We start from the raw sequence: 14,905 nt of genomic DNA on the forward strand, positions 1-14,905 counted from the left end.
TGAATGTAAATGCGAGACGCATATATAGTAGCATACGGACGTTCAGCAGCAGGTAAAGCAAAAAATGGCGCTATGGCACATGAAAGACCAGATGAAGTTGCTGCAAAAGTATTAAAAGGTGTATTAGAAAAGGTCGGAGGTTCATTTGAACCAAGCATGGTCGAGGATGTTATTGTCGGGAATTCATTCCCTGAGGGCTTACAAGGGCAAAACATTGCCAGAACCATTGCTTTGCTCGCTGGTATGCCAAATGAAGTTCCAGGCCAAACGGTGAACCGTTATTGTTCATCAGGACTTCAAACAATTGCACATGCAGCTAATCAAATTATTGCTGACCAAGCAGATATACTTGTTGCAGGTGGTATTGAATTGATGAGCGCCGTTCCAATGGGAGGGAATGAGCCAACGAATAACCCGATTCTTCAAGACGAAGATTCCGGTGTTTCTTACCCAATGGGACTCACTGCGGAAATGGTTGCAGAAACGTATCATGTTTCTAGAGAAGATCAAGATGCATATGCAGTACAAAGTCATCAACGTGCAACAGCAGCGCAACAAGCGGGTAAATTCGATGATGAAATTATACCAATTGAAGTGAATCAAGTAACATATGATGAAAATGGACCAGTTGTAAGTAAAGCCGTATTCAAAGAAGATGAATTAATTAGACCTGATACCAATCAAGAAACATTAGCGCAATTGCCAACGGTATTTAAGGCTGACGGCACAGTGACAGCAGGGTCATCGGCACCTTTAACAGATGGTTCAGGCTTTGTAGTCATCATGTCTGGTGAAAAGGTGAAAGCGTTAGGTGTAGAACCAATTGCTCGCTTTGTTGGATTTAAAGCAGTGGGGGTAGATCCTAAATTAATGGGTATTGGTCCAGCATATGCTATACCAGAGGCATTGAAACAAGCTAACCTAGACGTCAAAGATATTGATTTAGTAGAGTTGAATGAAGCTTTTGCTTCTCAAACATTAGCTTCAATCAGAGAAACCGGTTTAGATATTGAAAAGACTAATGTGAATGGCGGAGCGATTGCACTTGGTCACCCACTAGGTGCAACGGGTGCAATGTTAGTGGGCCGTCTATTATCTGAAATGAAAAAACGTCCAGAAACACAATATGGCATGGTTACCATGTGTATCGGTGTAGGTATGGGTGCAGCTGGTATCTTCGAGTATGTCAGATAAAGGATAGCATGGTAGATGTACGTGTAACATGAAAAACGCTCTTAAATGTGAATATTCACGTTTAAGGGCGTTTTTGACTTAGTTTTGTAATAAGGGATAGCGGATAGTTAAGTATGACGCTTTAGCCGTTGCTTTGCTGTATTTGTAGCTTTACTTACGGGTTGATTGCCGAGTGCTTTACCAAGACCAAAATCAGGCATATTGATATAAATATTTTCATATTGATGGGTATCTACATGATATGACTCATGATAAAATCCGACACCGTCATTATTTTTTAATTTTTTCGAGAATTTACGCCAAGCCTTCAAATGGATAGGCATTCTAGAGTAACTAAGTAGCTTTTCGTTAGACGTCCAATATTGAACAATCATAACGCCACGATATTTAAACAACATTTCAAAAGATAAGCAACCAAGAGACTTATCTTTCGATAGTTCGGAGAGCATTGGTGGCATAGCCAAGAGTACAGGTAACCATTTATGAATTTTATACCATTTGTTTATGCGAAGACCTATTAAAAATACAGTGACTGGTTCAGTAGGTAATACTGTATAGCGACCTTGATTCATTTTAATCATCCCTTTCGTTTTGAAAGCATATCGTTGATCTCATTTATATCATGCTGGTTGCGTCTAGTTTCAATTCCCCAAATGATTATATAAACGATTGTGTAAATCACAATGAATGATATTATTGCTGAAATTTTAAGCGGAAACCATCCTGCTAAGATGGCTAAAGGAAACATAATGATGAACATTAAACAAAAATGGATTAGTGTTTTAAATAATAGTGACTTTCTTGAATTTGTATAAATGAGCGCGCCATAACTAAATGTTATGCCGATTAATGCCCATATCACAACGGAAATAAACATGATTTGTAATTCACTTAAATGTGAAAAATAAATCTGGCCCATTGTTGATCTAGGAGAAACTGGATGGAAAGCTGAGTTTGCAAAGAGCATCGAAAATATTAAAGAGATAAAGACGCCAATCGTAATGCCAACGGTTACGCCGTGAAATATGCGTTTCATAATTTTAAAGCCTCCTTAATTAATGGTAGATATCTTCTAGAAGAGTAGGTAAAAGCGCCATTTGTAAATATAATTTCAATTGTGCCGTTTTTATTTAATTTTAGATGATCAATATAATTCACATTGATGATTTCTGACTTTGATATTTGTAGGAAATAATCATGTAGTTGTGCTTTGACTTCGTATAAACGATGATTCGTGGTGTAGTGTTGTTCATTGGTAATCATTGTTAGTGTTTTATTTTCCATGCGAAAGCAAATGATATGCTGTTGCTTGATGTAATATATTTTGTCGTTGTATTTTCCAGGAAATAATGTGTTAGCTGATAATTGTTTAATATAGTTGATGATTTCTGGTAAATGTTCAGCCTGTTCATGACATTGGATAATGATTTTTTGATTAGGCAACTGGTTATCATAAATTGTCTCTACTTCCATTATATGCGCACCTCCCGTTTGTATAAGTAAAACAAACTCTAGCTATAAATACTATAGAAAGTTTCTAACTGGTAATTATATTGCGCTAAGTGGCAAAAAAGCCTTAATATATGGATGTGGTTTTTCATCCATATATTAAGGCTTTCATTTATGTGTTGTTATTATTATTAATCGAGTACGATAAACTGATGTGCATGTTGTGAAGTAAGTTCAACCGGCCAGTCTAAAGCTAGAGGAGACCAATTTTCACCTTTATTGTTAGAACTGAAAATCCCTTTATTATTAGCGATATAGAATATACTATCGCTTTCGGTTACGGCAGATATAATTGTACCTTCTGGAGCAGGTAACCCCTTTGTAGCTTCTTGCCATTGGTCGCTTTTAGTTTTATCTAAATAGTAAATGGTTGAAAACGTTTCGTCATTATACTGATGTGCATGAAAAGGAGAACTGGAAGTAGCGATAACAAGGTTGTCTGGATCTCCAGTATTAACTGCTAAACCATAGCCATATCTGTAGCGAATACCAGCGATAGAGGTTGTCCAAGTACTTCCGTAATCATCACTTTCAATATATGTGTCTCTACCACCATTTAAAAAGGTATCTCCTAATACGCCGTATAATTTATTTGGATAGCGGGGGTGACTTTTTAAGACATGGATATCAATAGGTGCGTGTTCAGTTTGTGGTGTGCTCCAATGTTGACCGCCATCTTCAGACTGAATAAAACCACCCGCTTCAATTGTGAGTGAGATGATTTCAGGCGTAGCTCTATTTGTATCAATGCACTTTACGTGGTGTGTATGTGGTCTGGGTGGAAAGAACCACTGTGATTTTCCTGGGATGTCATCAAAGTCAGTTAATAATTCAAAGGTATGGCCTTGATCATAAGAGATAAATAGGGCGCTCGGTTCTGTACCCACTAAGACGGTGCCAACATCTCGACCTGTGTTAATCACGGATATGGCAGTGATTGATGTCATGTGAATGTCGCCTTTTTTAAATGAACTATTGTATGTGAAGCGTGTACCTATAGGGTGCCAAGTATTTCCTTTATCTTTGCTTTGCCATAAACCACGATCGAAAGTTCCGCAGTACAATACATGACTGTCTAAGGGATCTTGTGCTAGGGCAATTGTATTCATTCCGTTGAGTTTTTGTGTTATGTGTAATTGATTATTGTCTTCAGTGACAAGTAGTAATGTTTGGTCATAAGTTATTGCAAATTGTGCCATGATAACGAGTCTCCTTTGCATGCATTGATGCTTTTAGTATACGTCGCGTTGATAACGTTGATTTTTAATCATGTCTGTTAAATAGGCTTCAGCTTCAGTTTCAGTCATATGAGCTTCTTTAATAAGGACATAAATGAATGTGTCATGTACACCACTTGCCATTTCATCTTTGTTACCACAAAGGTAGATGATGGCACCAGCTTCAATCCATCTATAGAATTCGGCGCTATTTTCTTCAATACGGTGTTGTACATAGATTTTATTTTCAGTGTCCCTTGAGAAGGCTAAATCTAATTTACTCAATACGCCAGTATCGAGCCAAGATTCTAAGTCATCTTGATAGAGAAAATCATGATGATAGTTTTGATTGCCAAAAATTAACCACTGTTCACCTTTTAGGTTTTGGTGTGCGCGTTCTTGAAGGTAAGCGCGGTAAGGCGCAATACCTGTACCTGCACCAATCATGATAACGGGTGTTTCCGAATCATATGGAAATTTGAAATTTGGATTCTTTTTCAGATATACAGGAAGTGTATCCCCCGGGGCTGTACGTTCAGCTAATTGAACGGAACATACGCCAAATCGTTCACGATGATGTGATTCATATTTCACAACACGAACTGTGATGTGTACACTGTTGGGATTCACTTTATTACTACTTGCAATAGAATACTCTCGTGGTGGTAATTTTCTTAAAAGTTGTGGGAGCATCTTCGGTTCAAGTGCAACGGGTGTAAAATCCTTAATTAAATCAATAACATCTTTTCCATAAATATAGCTTTGAACCCATTCTGATTTTTGAATATTGGCATTTAACATCGGGTTGCCAAACAATTGTGCAGCATTCTTCATAAGAACGGGAGATAATTTAGAGATTTCAAAATCATGTGTTAAAGCGTCCTTAAGTGAACGGACTGAATCACTATCATTAATTTGGATAAGTGTTTCAGCATCCCAATGAAGTGCATCAATCAACTGATCGACAAGAACAGGGTCATTTTGTGGGATAACAACTAAGCTGTCACCAGGTTCATATACATCACGATAACCTTCAAGTGATAATTCAAGGTGTCTTACCTCTCGGGATGCTTCTGGTTGAGTAAGAATGGTATTTGTTAAGACTTCTGCTTGAAAAGGGTTTGATTTTGAATACGGTGCTTGAGGTTCTTCTATTGTCACAACTTCATCTTCAACATTCGGTGTGTCTTCATTTGAAGAGGGTGTGACTTGAGACAGTAATTCAAGCATATTTGTAATCCATTGTTCCGCAGTCTCTTCATAGTCAAAGTCACAATCAACTCTATCAGCGATTCTATGAGCACCGAGTTGGCCTAAGATATGATCGAAATCTTTACCTGCCTGACAAAAATCAGGAAAGTCTTGGTCACCAAGAGCCAACACTGCAAAATTAACTGCATTTAATTGTGGTGCATCATCGCTATGAAGGTGGTCATATAAATCTAACGCATTGATAGGTGGTTCACCAACGCCTTGTGTGGAACAAATAATAAAAAGATGTTCGACTTCTGGTAATGACGCTCTAGGAAAATCGTCCATATCCCAGAGATGCACGTTGAGATTTTGTGCTTTGAGTTTTGTTTCAAATGTTTCAGCGATTTCTTCAGCATTACCGGTTTCGGTACCATATAATACATGCACTTCTAATGGTTCTGTTTTCGTTTCGGTTGATGCGAGTTCAGATTCTGATTGCTCAGTAGTTGTTGAAGTTGCAGACGCAGGTATTGAATTAACCGATGTATGTGCTTGTATGTTCATGTCGTTGTCTAACGACTGAGATGTGTTTGGATTTAGTAGGTAACCACTTAACCAATGTTGCTGTTCTGTTGTTAGCATTGGTAGTAGTTGATTGATTAGTGCTAATTGCTCCTCGTTAAAAGGGGTGTTGTTTTGATTAAGTTGCACTCGTGTCACCTCTATTTATAATATTTATATAGAAAATAGGTGGATTGCCCCCCTACGATAAACTATATGGAATGTGATTGAATTATAACATTGATTCAATCATTTTAAATGATATGAATTATCATTTAAATAAAAATCAAACTAATGGCCTATACGCCTAATACACTGAAATATGCCCACATCATTATTTAGATGATGTGGGCATATATTTATATATTGAAAGGAAAATAATTTATTAAGAAGTGCTCAATTTCTTAATTTTTAATATAATGGCTAGGTTTTAATAATTTAATAAATATACGAAATGCGACGTTATTTTAAATCAGTTTAAGGTTTTATAGCAAATGCACGTACTGGAAATCCAGGTGCATCTTTAGGTTTAGGGCTTATCGTGTAGATAATGGCGCCACGGTCTGGAAGTTGATCTAGGTTCGTCAGTAGTTCAACTTGAAACGTGTTTTGTCCCAATACATAGCGTTCACCAACGATATCACCGTTTTTTGCTATATCGATGGAGGCATCTGTATCAAATGTTTCATGCCCAATTGCTTTAACTTTGCGTTCTTCAAGTAAGTATTTTAATGCATCTAACCCCCAACCTGGTAAATGTTGGTTTCCTTCGCTATCTTTGTTTTCGAATGGTTCAATGTTTGGCCACCGTTTTGACCAATCGCTACGAAAAGCAACGAATGTATCAGGTTCAATGGCACCGTTTGCTGATTCCCATTGTTCAATATGACTAAGCGTTAAAATAAAATCTGAATTTTTAGCTACTTCTTGTGAAAAGTCTAAAACAATCAGTGGTAAGGCAAGTTCTTTTAAATCGAGTTCGTGTAAATAACGTGTATTGTCTACAAAGTGAATGGGGGCGTCAATATGTGTCCCATACTGACTGACAATATCCCAATTTTGCACATAAAAGCCATCATCTGCTACATTAAACAGCGTTGAAACTTTGGCGCGTTCAAATTCACTGAAACAAGGAATATTTTCATCAAATGTGTGGGTCAAATCGACCCACGTTGATGATTTTAACTGCTCTAATTGATTCCATAAAGGATAATTCATTGGCATCACCTACATCATTGATAATTAAACGGTTGCTGGATTTGTTGATTTACGTAATTTATCAACTGAATTGACCAATACGCTTAGTGCTTCTTTCACTTCATCTTCTTTACGTGTTTTCAATCCGCAGTCTGGATTAACCCAGAAGAGTGAGCGGTCAATTTCTTGTAAAGCACGATTAATCGCAGCTGTAATTTCTGATTCGGTTGGAATACGTGGGCTGTGAATATCGTAAACACCTAGACCAATACCTAAATCGTATGTGATATCTTCGAAGTCTTTGATTAAATCACCATGACTACGTGATGTTTCGATAGAAATCACGTCTGCATCTAGATCATAAATAGCATGGATGATTTGACCAAATTGAGAATAACACATATGTGTATGAATTTGCGTTTCATCAGCTACTGAAGATGTTGATAGTTTAAAGGAATGAACCGCTTTATCTAGGTAGTCTGCATGGTATTCTGAACGAAGCGGTAAGCCTTCTCTTAGTGCAGGCTCATCTACTTGGATGATTTGGATACCTTCATTTTCTAATGCTAAAACTTCTTCATTAATCGCTAGGGCAATTTGATCTTGAACTTCTTCACGTGGTAAATCAACACGTTCAAAGGACCAGTTTAAAATAGTGACAGGTCCAGTTAACATACCTTTGACTGGTTTGTCTGTTAAACTTTGTGCATAAAGTGTTTCTTTAACAGTCAGTGGTTCTGTCCATTTAACATCTCCGTAAATAACTGGTGGTTTCACCGCACGTGAACCGTAAGATTGTACCCAACCATACTTAGTTACTAAGAAGCCTTGTAGCTTTTCACCAAAGAATTCTACCATGTCGTTACGCTCGAATTCACCATGTACTAGGACGTCTAAACCGATGTCTTCTTGAATTTTAATCCAGCGGGCAATTTCATCTTTTAAAAATGTTTCATACGCGTCATCGGTAATGCGGTTATTCTTCCAATCAGCACGGTATTTACGCACTTCTTGTGATTGTGGGAATGAACCAATTGTTGTCGTTGGTAAATCAGGTAGATTCAAACGTGCATCTTGTGCTTTTTTACGTTCTTTAAATACGGACTGTCTAGTCGTTCTGACGCTATCAAAGTCATATTCGAGATTTTTAAATGATTGATTTTGAAAGCGCTCATAACGTGCTTTTAATTCGTTATATTTGCGATCATCACTGTCATTGAATAAACGTTTGAGCGCATCTAGTTCATCTAGCTTTTCAGTGGCAAAGCTTAAACCTTCAGCGATAGAATCATCAAGTGTTTCATCATCAAGTGAAACAGGCACGTGTAACAGTGAAGATGATGGTTGAATCACAAGCTCATCCGTATAGTTCTGTAATGTTTCGATGAGGTCTTTTTTGGCTTCGATATCGGCAGCCCATACATTACGTCCATCAATAATACCTGCATAAAGTGTCTTAGTTCGATCAAACTTGCCGTCTTGGATTTGCTTGAGGTTAAATCCATGGTCATGTACGAAATCTAAGCCAATGCCTTTAATTGGGAGGCTGTTTATGAATGATAAGTTGGCACGTTCAAAATAAGTTTGAACGACTAAGTAATCTCCTAAATTCGCTTCAGAAAAATAATTATATGCAGTTTGCGTAATCTCTTCATAATCTGAACTATCGTCTGTCACGAGTGCAGGTTCGTCGATTTGAATATATTCTGCACCGGCATCAACTAATGATTGTAAGACTTCTTTATATAATGGCAATAAAGTCTGGACCTTATCTTCAAAAGATTGGTTGCCACCTTTAGATAATTTAACGAATGTAATTGGACCTACAATCACTGGATGTGCATTGACGTTTAGTGACTGTGCATAGTTAAAGCGTTCTAATAAGACATTTTTATTTAATTTTGGTTCGGCATGGTCCCATTCTGGAACGATATAATGATAATTTGTGTTAAACCATTTGATTAAGGCACTTGCTACATGTTCTTTGTTGCCTCTAGCAATATCGAAAAGTAAATCATCATTAACTTCTCTACCTTGAAATCGTTCAGGAATGATATTAAATAATAAAGAGGTATCAAGGATATGATCATATAAAGAGAAATCACCGACAGGAATACTAGATAAATTATAATTTTTTTGGAGTAATAAATTTTCTTTGTGTAAATCTGTTAATTGTTGATGCAATGTTTCTAAATCGAATTTATTTGCCCAGTAACCCTCGATAGCTTTTTTCCATTCTCTTTTTCTACCTAATCTTGGAAAACCTAAGTTTGATGTTTGAATTGTCATAATATTGCCTCCTGTTTAGTTGAAGTAATTGATTTTGAATAATTTGCAAGTTCAAGTGTGTAATCGACTTTTTGAAAGGGTGTAATTAAATACAAACCATTAAAATATTCGTGTACTGTGTCGATTAATTCTTTTGAAAGTTTAAGACTCAATGCTTTTGTTTTTGCTTTATCATCTTTAACAGCTACAAATTGGTCGAGAATGTCTTCTGATAATTTGATGCCTGGTACTTCATTGTGTAAAAATAGTGCATTGTTATAACTAGTGACGGGCATAACACCAATAAATAAAGGTACGTCTAAATGTTTCGTTGCTTCATAGACCTCTTTGATTTTTTCCTTGCTGTAAACGGGTTGCGTTATAAAGTAATGCATGCCGCTTTCTAGCTTTTTCTCTAGGCGGCGTACCGCACCGTCTAGCTTTCTTACATTTGGATCAAATGCACCTGCGATGTTGAAGTTCGTCTGCGTCTTCAGCGCATCACCATCAGTGTTAATACCTTGGTTAAATCGCAAAGCAATTTCAGTTAATCCTTTAGAATTCACATCATAGACATTTGTTGCACCAGGAAGATGTCCAATCTTCGAAGGGTCCCCTGTAATGGTCAAAATTTCATTAATGCCTAATAAGGATAGGCCGAGTAAATGGGACTGTAATCCTATCAAGTTTCGATCACGACAGGTAATGTGGACCAATGGTTCAATGTCATAATGTTGTTTGATAATGCTTGCCGCTGCAACGTTACTGATTCTCACAGTCGCTAATGAATTATCGGCTAGTGTAACGGCATCGATGTTTGCATCATCAAGTTTTTTGATATTTCTGAAAAATAAGTCTGTGTCTAGATGTTTAGGTGTATCTAGTTCAACTATAATGGTAGGTCTATGTTTTACTTTTGACGTTAGATTTTGCTTTTGAGTCGGTTTTTCAGGGTGGTTCACATATTTAGTTATAGGAATCACATTTTTTTCGGTAACAGGTTTCAAATTAGAAACGGATGACTTAATATATTGAATGTGTTCAGGTGTTGTGCCACAACATCCACCAATTAAGCGCACACCCTCATTGATAAGTTGTTCAGCGACTTTTCCAAAATAAGCGGCATTATCACTATATTTAAACTTACTGTTTTCAATATCTAATAAGCTTGCGTTAGGATAACAGGATAGATAAGCACCATCTGGCAATTCAATATGTGAAAAGGACTGCTGCATATGGTGTGGGCCATGGTGACAATTTAATCCAACAATATCGGCACCACTCTCAACAACTTGTTGTAGGGCTGTGTTGATTTCAATACCATTTCTCAAATAATTTGTATTTAACGCAGTGAGTTGAGCGATAACCGGAATATCGTATTTACGCTTAGTAGCTTTGATAATTGTCGTAAGTTCTTCTAAGTCGTAATAGGTTTCGAATAGAATGGCATCAACACCTGCATCAATTAATGTTTCGATTTGTATTTCTGTATGATATTGAATGGATGATAATTCGAGATCTTCTTGCTTAATACCTCTGAATCCACCTACAGTACCTAAAATAAATGTCTCGTCATTAGCTGCTTGTTTGGCAATTTCAACGGCTGCGTAGTGAATGTCTTTTACCTTATGCTCAAGGCCAAAAGGTTTTAACTTTTCAAAATTTGCGCCATACGTATTAGTTTGAATAATATCTGCACCAGCTTCGATATAGGTGCGATGTATACGTTCCACTTTGTCGGGATTGGTAATATTGTAAGCTTCAGGACAAGTATCTAGACCTTCGGAGTAAAGAATAGTGCCAATTGCACCATCAGCTACTAATATGTTGTGTTGTAGTTTGTCGAGTAGTTGACTCATTGAAAGCCTCCTTAAATGCATAATTGAGATCAGAGATTAATTCATCAGCTGCTTCTAATCCAACGCTTAATCTAAACAAGCCAAATGTAATATTTCTTGCGTCTCTCACTTCTTTTGGGACGGCTGCATGTGACATAGTAGCTGGATGTGAAAGGATAGTTTCAACACCACCTAAGCTCACAGAAACTAAGGGTAAAGAGAGCGCATCGACAAAAGCTTGCGCTTTTGTTTCGTCTTTTAAGCGAAACCCTAATACCGCACCACCGTGACTAGATTGTGATAAGTGTAGCTCACTATTACCTGGGTAATAAACTTCGGCGATTTCATCGCATTGTGCTAAGAAATCATAGATTTGCTTTGTATTTTCAACGGATTGATTGAACCGTACAGGTAATGTCTTTAAATGTTTAGCCAATGTCCAGCTATCTTGAGCAGAAAGTGCAGTGCCGGTACCATTTTGTAATAAATATAAAGCGTCAGCGATGACTTTATTATTTGTTATTGCTGCGCCTGCAATAATGTCACTATGCCCACTTAAGAATTTGGTAGCACTATGTACTACAATATCAGCGCCAAGTGTTAATGGTGATTGTCCTAGTGGCGTCATAAATGTATTATCTACAGCTAATGTGAGATGATGTTTTTTAGCAATATCTGCTGCACCTCTAATGTCTGTAATTTTGAACAGTGGATTAGAAGGTGTTTCAATATATATCAGTTTCGTATTGTCTTGAATGGCATGTTCAATTTCGTTTAAATGCGTAGTGTCAATAGTTGAAAATTCAATATTGAAACGCGTTAAAATTTGTTCAGTTAATCTAAACGTACCGCCGTAAACATCATCTGGTAAGATGACATGGTCACCAGCTTTTAAAGTGAGCAAGACTGCTGAAATTGCTGCGATACCTGATGCGTAAGCAAAGGCATACTGCCCGCCTTCTAACTTAGCTAATTTTTCTTCTAACAAGGCGCGATTGGGATTGCCACTTCTAGCATAGTCGTACTGAGCACCGCCACCTAAAACTTTTTGATGAAATGTTGAAGAATCGTATAATGGAGGATTTGCTGAATCATAATCTATACCTCTATGTGCATCAAATATTACTTCTGTTTCTCTTGATAAACTCATAAAATCACTCCTTGTTTAGATTTTTCTAGCGCTTGAATGATGTCATTTTCAATATCTTCATAATTCTCGATTCCGATGGATAATCTAAGTAAATATTCATCAATGCCACGTTTGTCTTTTTCTGTATCTGGCATATCTACATGTGTTTGCGTATATGGAAATGTAATAAATGTTTCTGTGCCACCAAGACTTTCGGCAAAAATACAAATATTTAAATGTTCTAAGAATTTGTCGGCTTTATAATCTTTATTTAAACGTAAACTCAACATGCCTGTACGTCCGCTATACAGCACTTTGTCGATGGCATCTAAATTACTACATCGTTCAGCAAGTAATTTAGCGTTGTATTCCGAGCGGTCCATTCTCAAATGGAGTGTTTTTAAACCGCGTTGGAGCAAGTAACTATCGAACGGTGACAACGTCGCGCCAATCATATTGTGCAATTGGCCTAATTGTTCAGCAAGATGTTGATCCTTAACAGTGACTACACCTGCTAATACATCGTTATGTCCACCAATATATTTTGTGGCTGAATGTAAGACAATATCTGCGCCATCTTCTAAGGGTGTAGAAAGGTAAGGTGTTAAAAATGTATTATCGATAACAGTTAATAAGTTAAACTGCTTGGCTAGGATGTAGAAAGGATCCACATCAACTTCAATCATTTGTGGGTTTGAAATAGGTTCAATGAACAAAGCTTTGGTATGTTCTGTAATACTTTGTTCCACTTCTTCATAATTGAGAAAATCAACATATTTGAAATGAATACCGTATTGTTGCTCATAAAAGTCAAAAAGTCTAAACGTACCACCATATAAATCGAAAGATACTAATATTTCATCACCAGATTTGAACAAGTTACATATCAATTGAATGGCTGACATGCCACTTGATGTTGCAAATGAAGCAACGCCGCGTTCTAATTTAGCAAATGCTTCCTCAAATGCTGAGCGAGTCGGATTCTTTGTTCTCGTATAGTCATAGCCTGTAGATGCACCCAGTTGTGGGTGTTGGTAAGCTGTGGATAAATATATTGGATTTGCAATAGCCCCTGTATGATCATGTGATAAAGCAATTTGTGCTAGTTCAGTATTTTTCATAATAGTTAACCTCCTTGTAAAAATAAAAAAGCTTTCGTCCTTTAAATCCGAAAAATTCGGATGTAAAGGACGAAAGCTTAGCTCGCGGTACCACCTTTGTTTGTTACATTATCGCTAAAGTAACCTTATCCAGTACGCTAAATTGTTGAATGATTAACGTATACTGAATTGTGTCATCGCACAGACGTTAAAATAAAAACCCATTCTATTTAGAAATAAAATGAGTATTAACGAAAGATACGACACGTGGAATAATCCAGTACGCCATTTAACAAAATGTTAATACTGTATCGCTATAACGGGCGATTCCGTTGATACCTCATATTGGCACCAACACTCAAAGGCCATTTTCAAACATGCTTTCTGTATCTTCTTTCAGCGCTACGAAGACTCTCTGTGACAGCAGTGTAAGTTCTACTTTCCTTATTACTGTGTTTTTATTTGTGTGATTTCGAATTTGATATACCCAAGATTACACATTAAAATTACTTTTGTCAACAACTTATCTGAAAATTTCGATTTAACTAATTATTTGTTCAGCATTTTAAGATAGATGAGTGATGATATAATGGTACTATCGAATATATAAATGACACTAAGTAGATTATATGAAAGTAGGTGTTTGAAAATCGAAAACCAGCGAGATGAACGATTAACGATAGAAGATAATGAAAACATTCAAAAAATAAATATTCAAAGGGTTAAAGCAAACCCATATCAACCGCGTAAAACATTTGATGAAGAACGATTAAATGATCTAGCAAAATCGATTAAACTTCATGGCATATTACAACCCATCGTCTTAAGAAAAACGATTTCTGGCTATCATATCGTTGTGGGTGAAAGACGTTTTCGAGCTGCAAGCATGGCTGGTTTGACTGAAATTCCTGCCATCGTTAAATCGCTTACGGATGAAGACATGATGGAACTTGCAATTATCGAAAATTTGCAACGTGAAGATTTAAATGCAATTGAAGAAGCAGAAAGTTATCGTAAATTGATGGATGATTTGAATTTAACACAACAACAAGTTGCTCAGCGTTTGAGTAAATCCAGACCATATATTGCTAATATGCTGCGCTTATTAAATTTACCAAAAGTAGTAGCTGATTTGGTGAAACAAGGTGAATTATCAGGTGCGCATGGACGCACACTATTAGGTGTGAAAGATAAGCGAAAGATGCAAAGCATCGCCAAACAAGCCGTCCGAGAGTCTTGGAGTGTAAGAGAATTAGAAAATTATGTAACCACACACTATAGTGAAAATAAAACGAAAGCAGAAACTACACAAAAAGCAGCAAAACCAAAATTCATTAGACAACAAGAACGCCAACTTAAAGAACAATATGGTGCAAAAGTGGCGATTTCTACTACGAATAAAAAGGGGAATATTACATTCGAATTTAAGTCTGAAGACGAATTTAGAAGATTAATACACCAATTAAATAATAAATACAATAGAGAATAATGGTTGAAATGTTGAAACAGCAATAAAAAAACAAAAAAGTCTATAAAAAAAAGCACCAAGCTATATTATATAGCTTGGTGCTTTCAGACTGTCGACAAAGTCTACGACTTTGTTGGCAGTTTTTTTATGCACGCTTTCCGCGGGCACTGCCTTAGCCTGTAGTCTTCGGCTAGTGCTATTCCCGCAGGAGTCGGCATAAATCACTGCCA

At 36.8% G+C, this 14,905-nt stretch carries 12 protein-coding genes and 1 other annotated feature; of the genes, 2 read left to right on the forward strand and 10 right to left on the reverse strand.

Annotated features, from left to right (window positions below; translation table 11 throughout):
- Window positions 1-9: 9 nt before the first annotated feature.
- A complete protein-coding gene (locus tag BTJ66_RS12145) occupies window positions 10-1,194 on the forward strand; it encodes a thiolase family protein (protein WP_099091205.1) in 1,185 nt (394 codons plus the stop codon).
- 107 nt (window positions 1,195-1,301) lie between these two features.
- Here BTJ66_RS12145 and BTJ66_RS12150 read toward each other — a convergent pair whose 3' ends face one another.
- The 10 genes from BTJ66_RS12150 to BTJ66_RS12195 form a co-directional block, all read right to left on the reverse strand.
- On the reverse strand, window positions 1,302-1,766 hold the full coding sequence (locus BTJ66_RS12150; protein WP_099091206.1) for a DUF4188 domain-containing protein: 465 nt from the start codon (window positions 1,764-1,766) through the stop codon (window positions 1,302-1,304).
- Between the two features lie 5 nt (window positions 1,767-1,771).
- Window positions 1,772-2,230, reverse strand: coding sequence for a DUF3021 domain-containing protein (locus BTJ66_RS12155; RefSeq protein WP_099091207.1), 459 nt, complete (start codon window positions 2,228-2,230; stop codon window positions 1,772-1,774).
- On the reverse strand, window positions 2,227-2,667 hold the full coding sequence (locus BTJ66_RS12160) for a LytTR family DNA-binding domain-containing protein (RefSeq protein WP_099091208.1): 441 nt from the start codon (window positions 2,665-2,667) through the stop codon (window positions 2,227-2,229). The genes BTJ66_RS12155 and BTJ66_RS12160 overlap by 4 nt, the downstream gene beginning before the upstream one ends.
- A gap of 167 nt (window positions 2,668-2,834) precedes the next feature.
- Window positions 2,835-3,902: a beta propeller repeat protein gene (locus BTJ66_RS12165; RefSeq protein ID WP_099091209.1), complete on the reverse strand. Its 1,068-nt coding sequence runs from the start codon at window positions 3,900-3,902 to the stop codon at window positions 2,835-2,837.
- Between the two features lie 33 nt (window positions 3,903-3,935).
- Complete coding sequence (locus BTJ66_RS12170; RefSeq protein WP_099091210.1) at window positions 3,936-5,825, reverse strand: assimilatory sulfite reductase (NADPH) flavoprotein subunit; 1,890 nt, start codon at window positions 5,823-5,825, stop codon at window positions 3,936-3,938.
- 327 nt (window positions 5,826-6,152) lie between these two features.
- On the reverse strand, window positions 6,153-6,893 hold the full coding sequence (locus tag BTJ66_RS12175) for a cyclase family protein (RefSeq protein WP_193433033.1): 741 nt from the start codon (window positions 6,891-6,893) through the stop codon (window positions 6,153-6,155).
- Between the two features lie 24 nt (window positions 6,894-6,917).
- Window positions 6,918-9,164: a 5-methyltetrahydropteroyltriglutamate--homocysteine S-methyltransferase gene (metE, locus tag BTJ66_RS12180; RefSeq protein WP_099091212.1), complete on the reverse strand. Its 2,247-nt coding sequence runs from the start codon at window positions 9,162-9,164 to the stop codon at window positions 6,918-6,920.
- Window positions 9,158-10,999: a bifunctional homocysteine S-methyltransferase/methylenetetrahydrofolate reductase gene (locus tag BTJ66_RS12185; RefSeq protein ID WP_099091213.1), complete on the reverse strand. Its 1,842-nt coding sequence runs from the start codon at window positions 10,997-10,999 to the stop codon at window positions 9,158-9,160. Before BTJ66_RS12185 ends, metE begins: the two co-directional genes overlap by 7 nt.
- The gene (gene metC, locus BTJ66_RS12190) at window positions 10,953-12,128 is read right to left on the reverse strand and encodes a cystathionine beta-lyase MetC (protein ID WP_099091214.1); all 1,176 of its coding nucleotides are present in this window, start codon (window positions 12,126-12,128) and stop codon (window positions 10,953-10,955) included. Before metC ends, BTJ66_RS12185 begins: the two co-directional genes overlap by 47 nt.
- On the reverse strand, window positions 12,125-13,228 hold the full coding sequence (locus BTJ66_RS12195) for a PLP-dependent transferase (RefSeq protein WP_099091215.1): 1,104 nt from the start codon (window positions 13,226-13,228) through the stop codon (window positions 12,125-12,127). The genes metC and BTJ66_RS12195 overlap by 4 nt, the downstream gene beginning before the upstream one ends.
- Before the next feature lie 62 nt (window positions 13,229-13,290).
- Window positions 13,291-13,667, reverse strand: a binding site (T-box leader).
- A 183-nt stretch (window positions 13,668-13,850) separates the two neighbouring features.
- Between BTJ66_RS12195 and BTJ66_RS12205 the strand changes: the two genes are divergently transcribed.
- A complete protein-coding gene (locus BTJ66_RS12205) occupies window positions 13,851-14,696 on the forward strand; it encodes a ParB/RepB/Spo0J family partition protein (RefSeq protein WP_099091216.1) in 846 nt (281 codons plus the stop codon).
- The last annotated feature ends 209 nt before the right edge of the window (window positions 14,697-14,905 follow it).

Source organism: Staphylococcus edaphicus (assembly GCF_002614725.1).
Taxonomy (GTDB): Bacteria; Bacillota; Bacilli; order Staphylococcales; family Staphylococcaceae; genus Staphylococcus; species Staphylococcus edaphicus.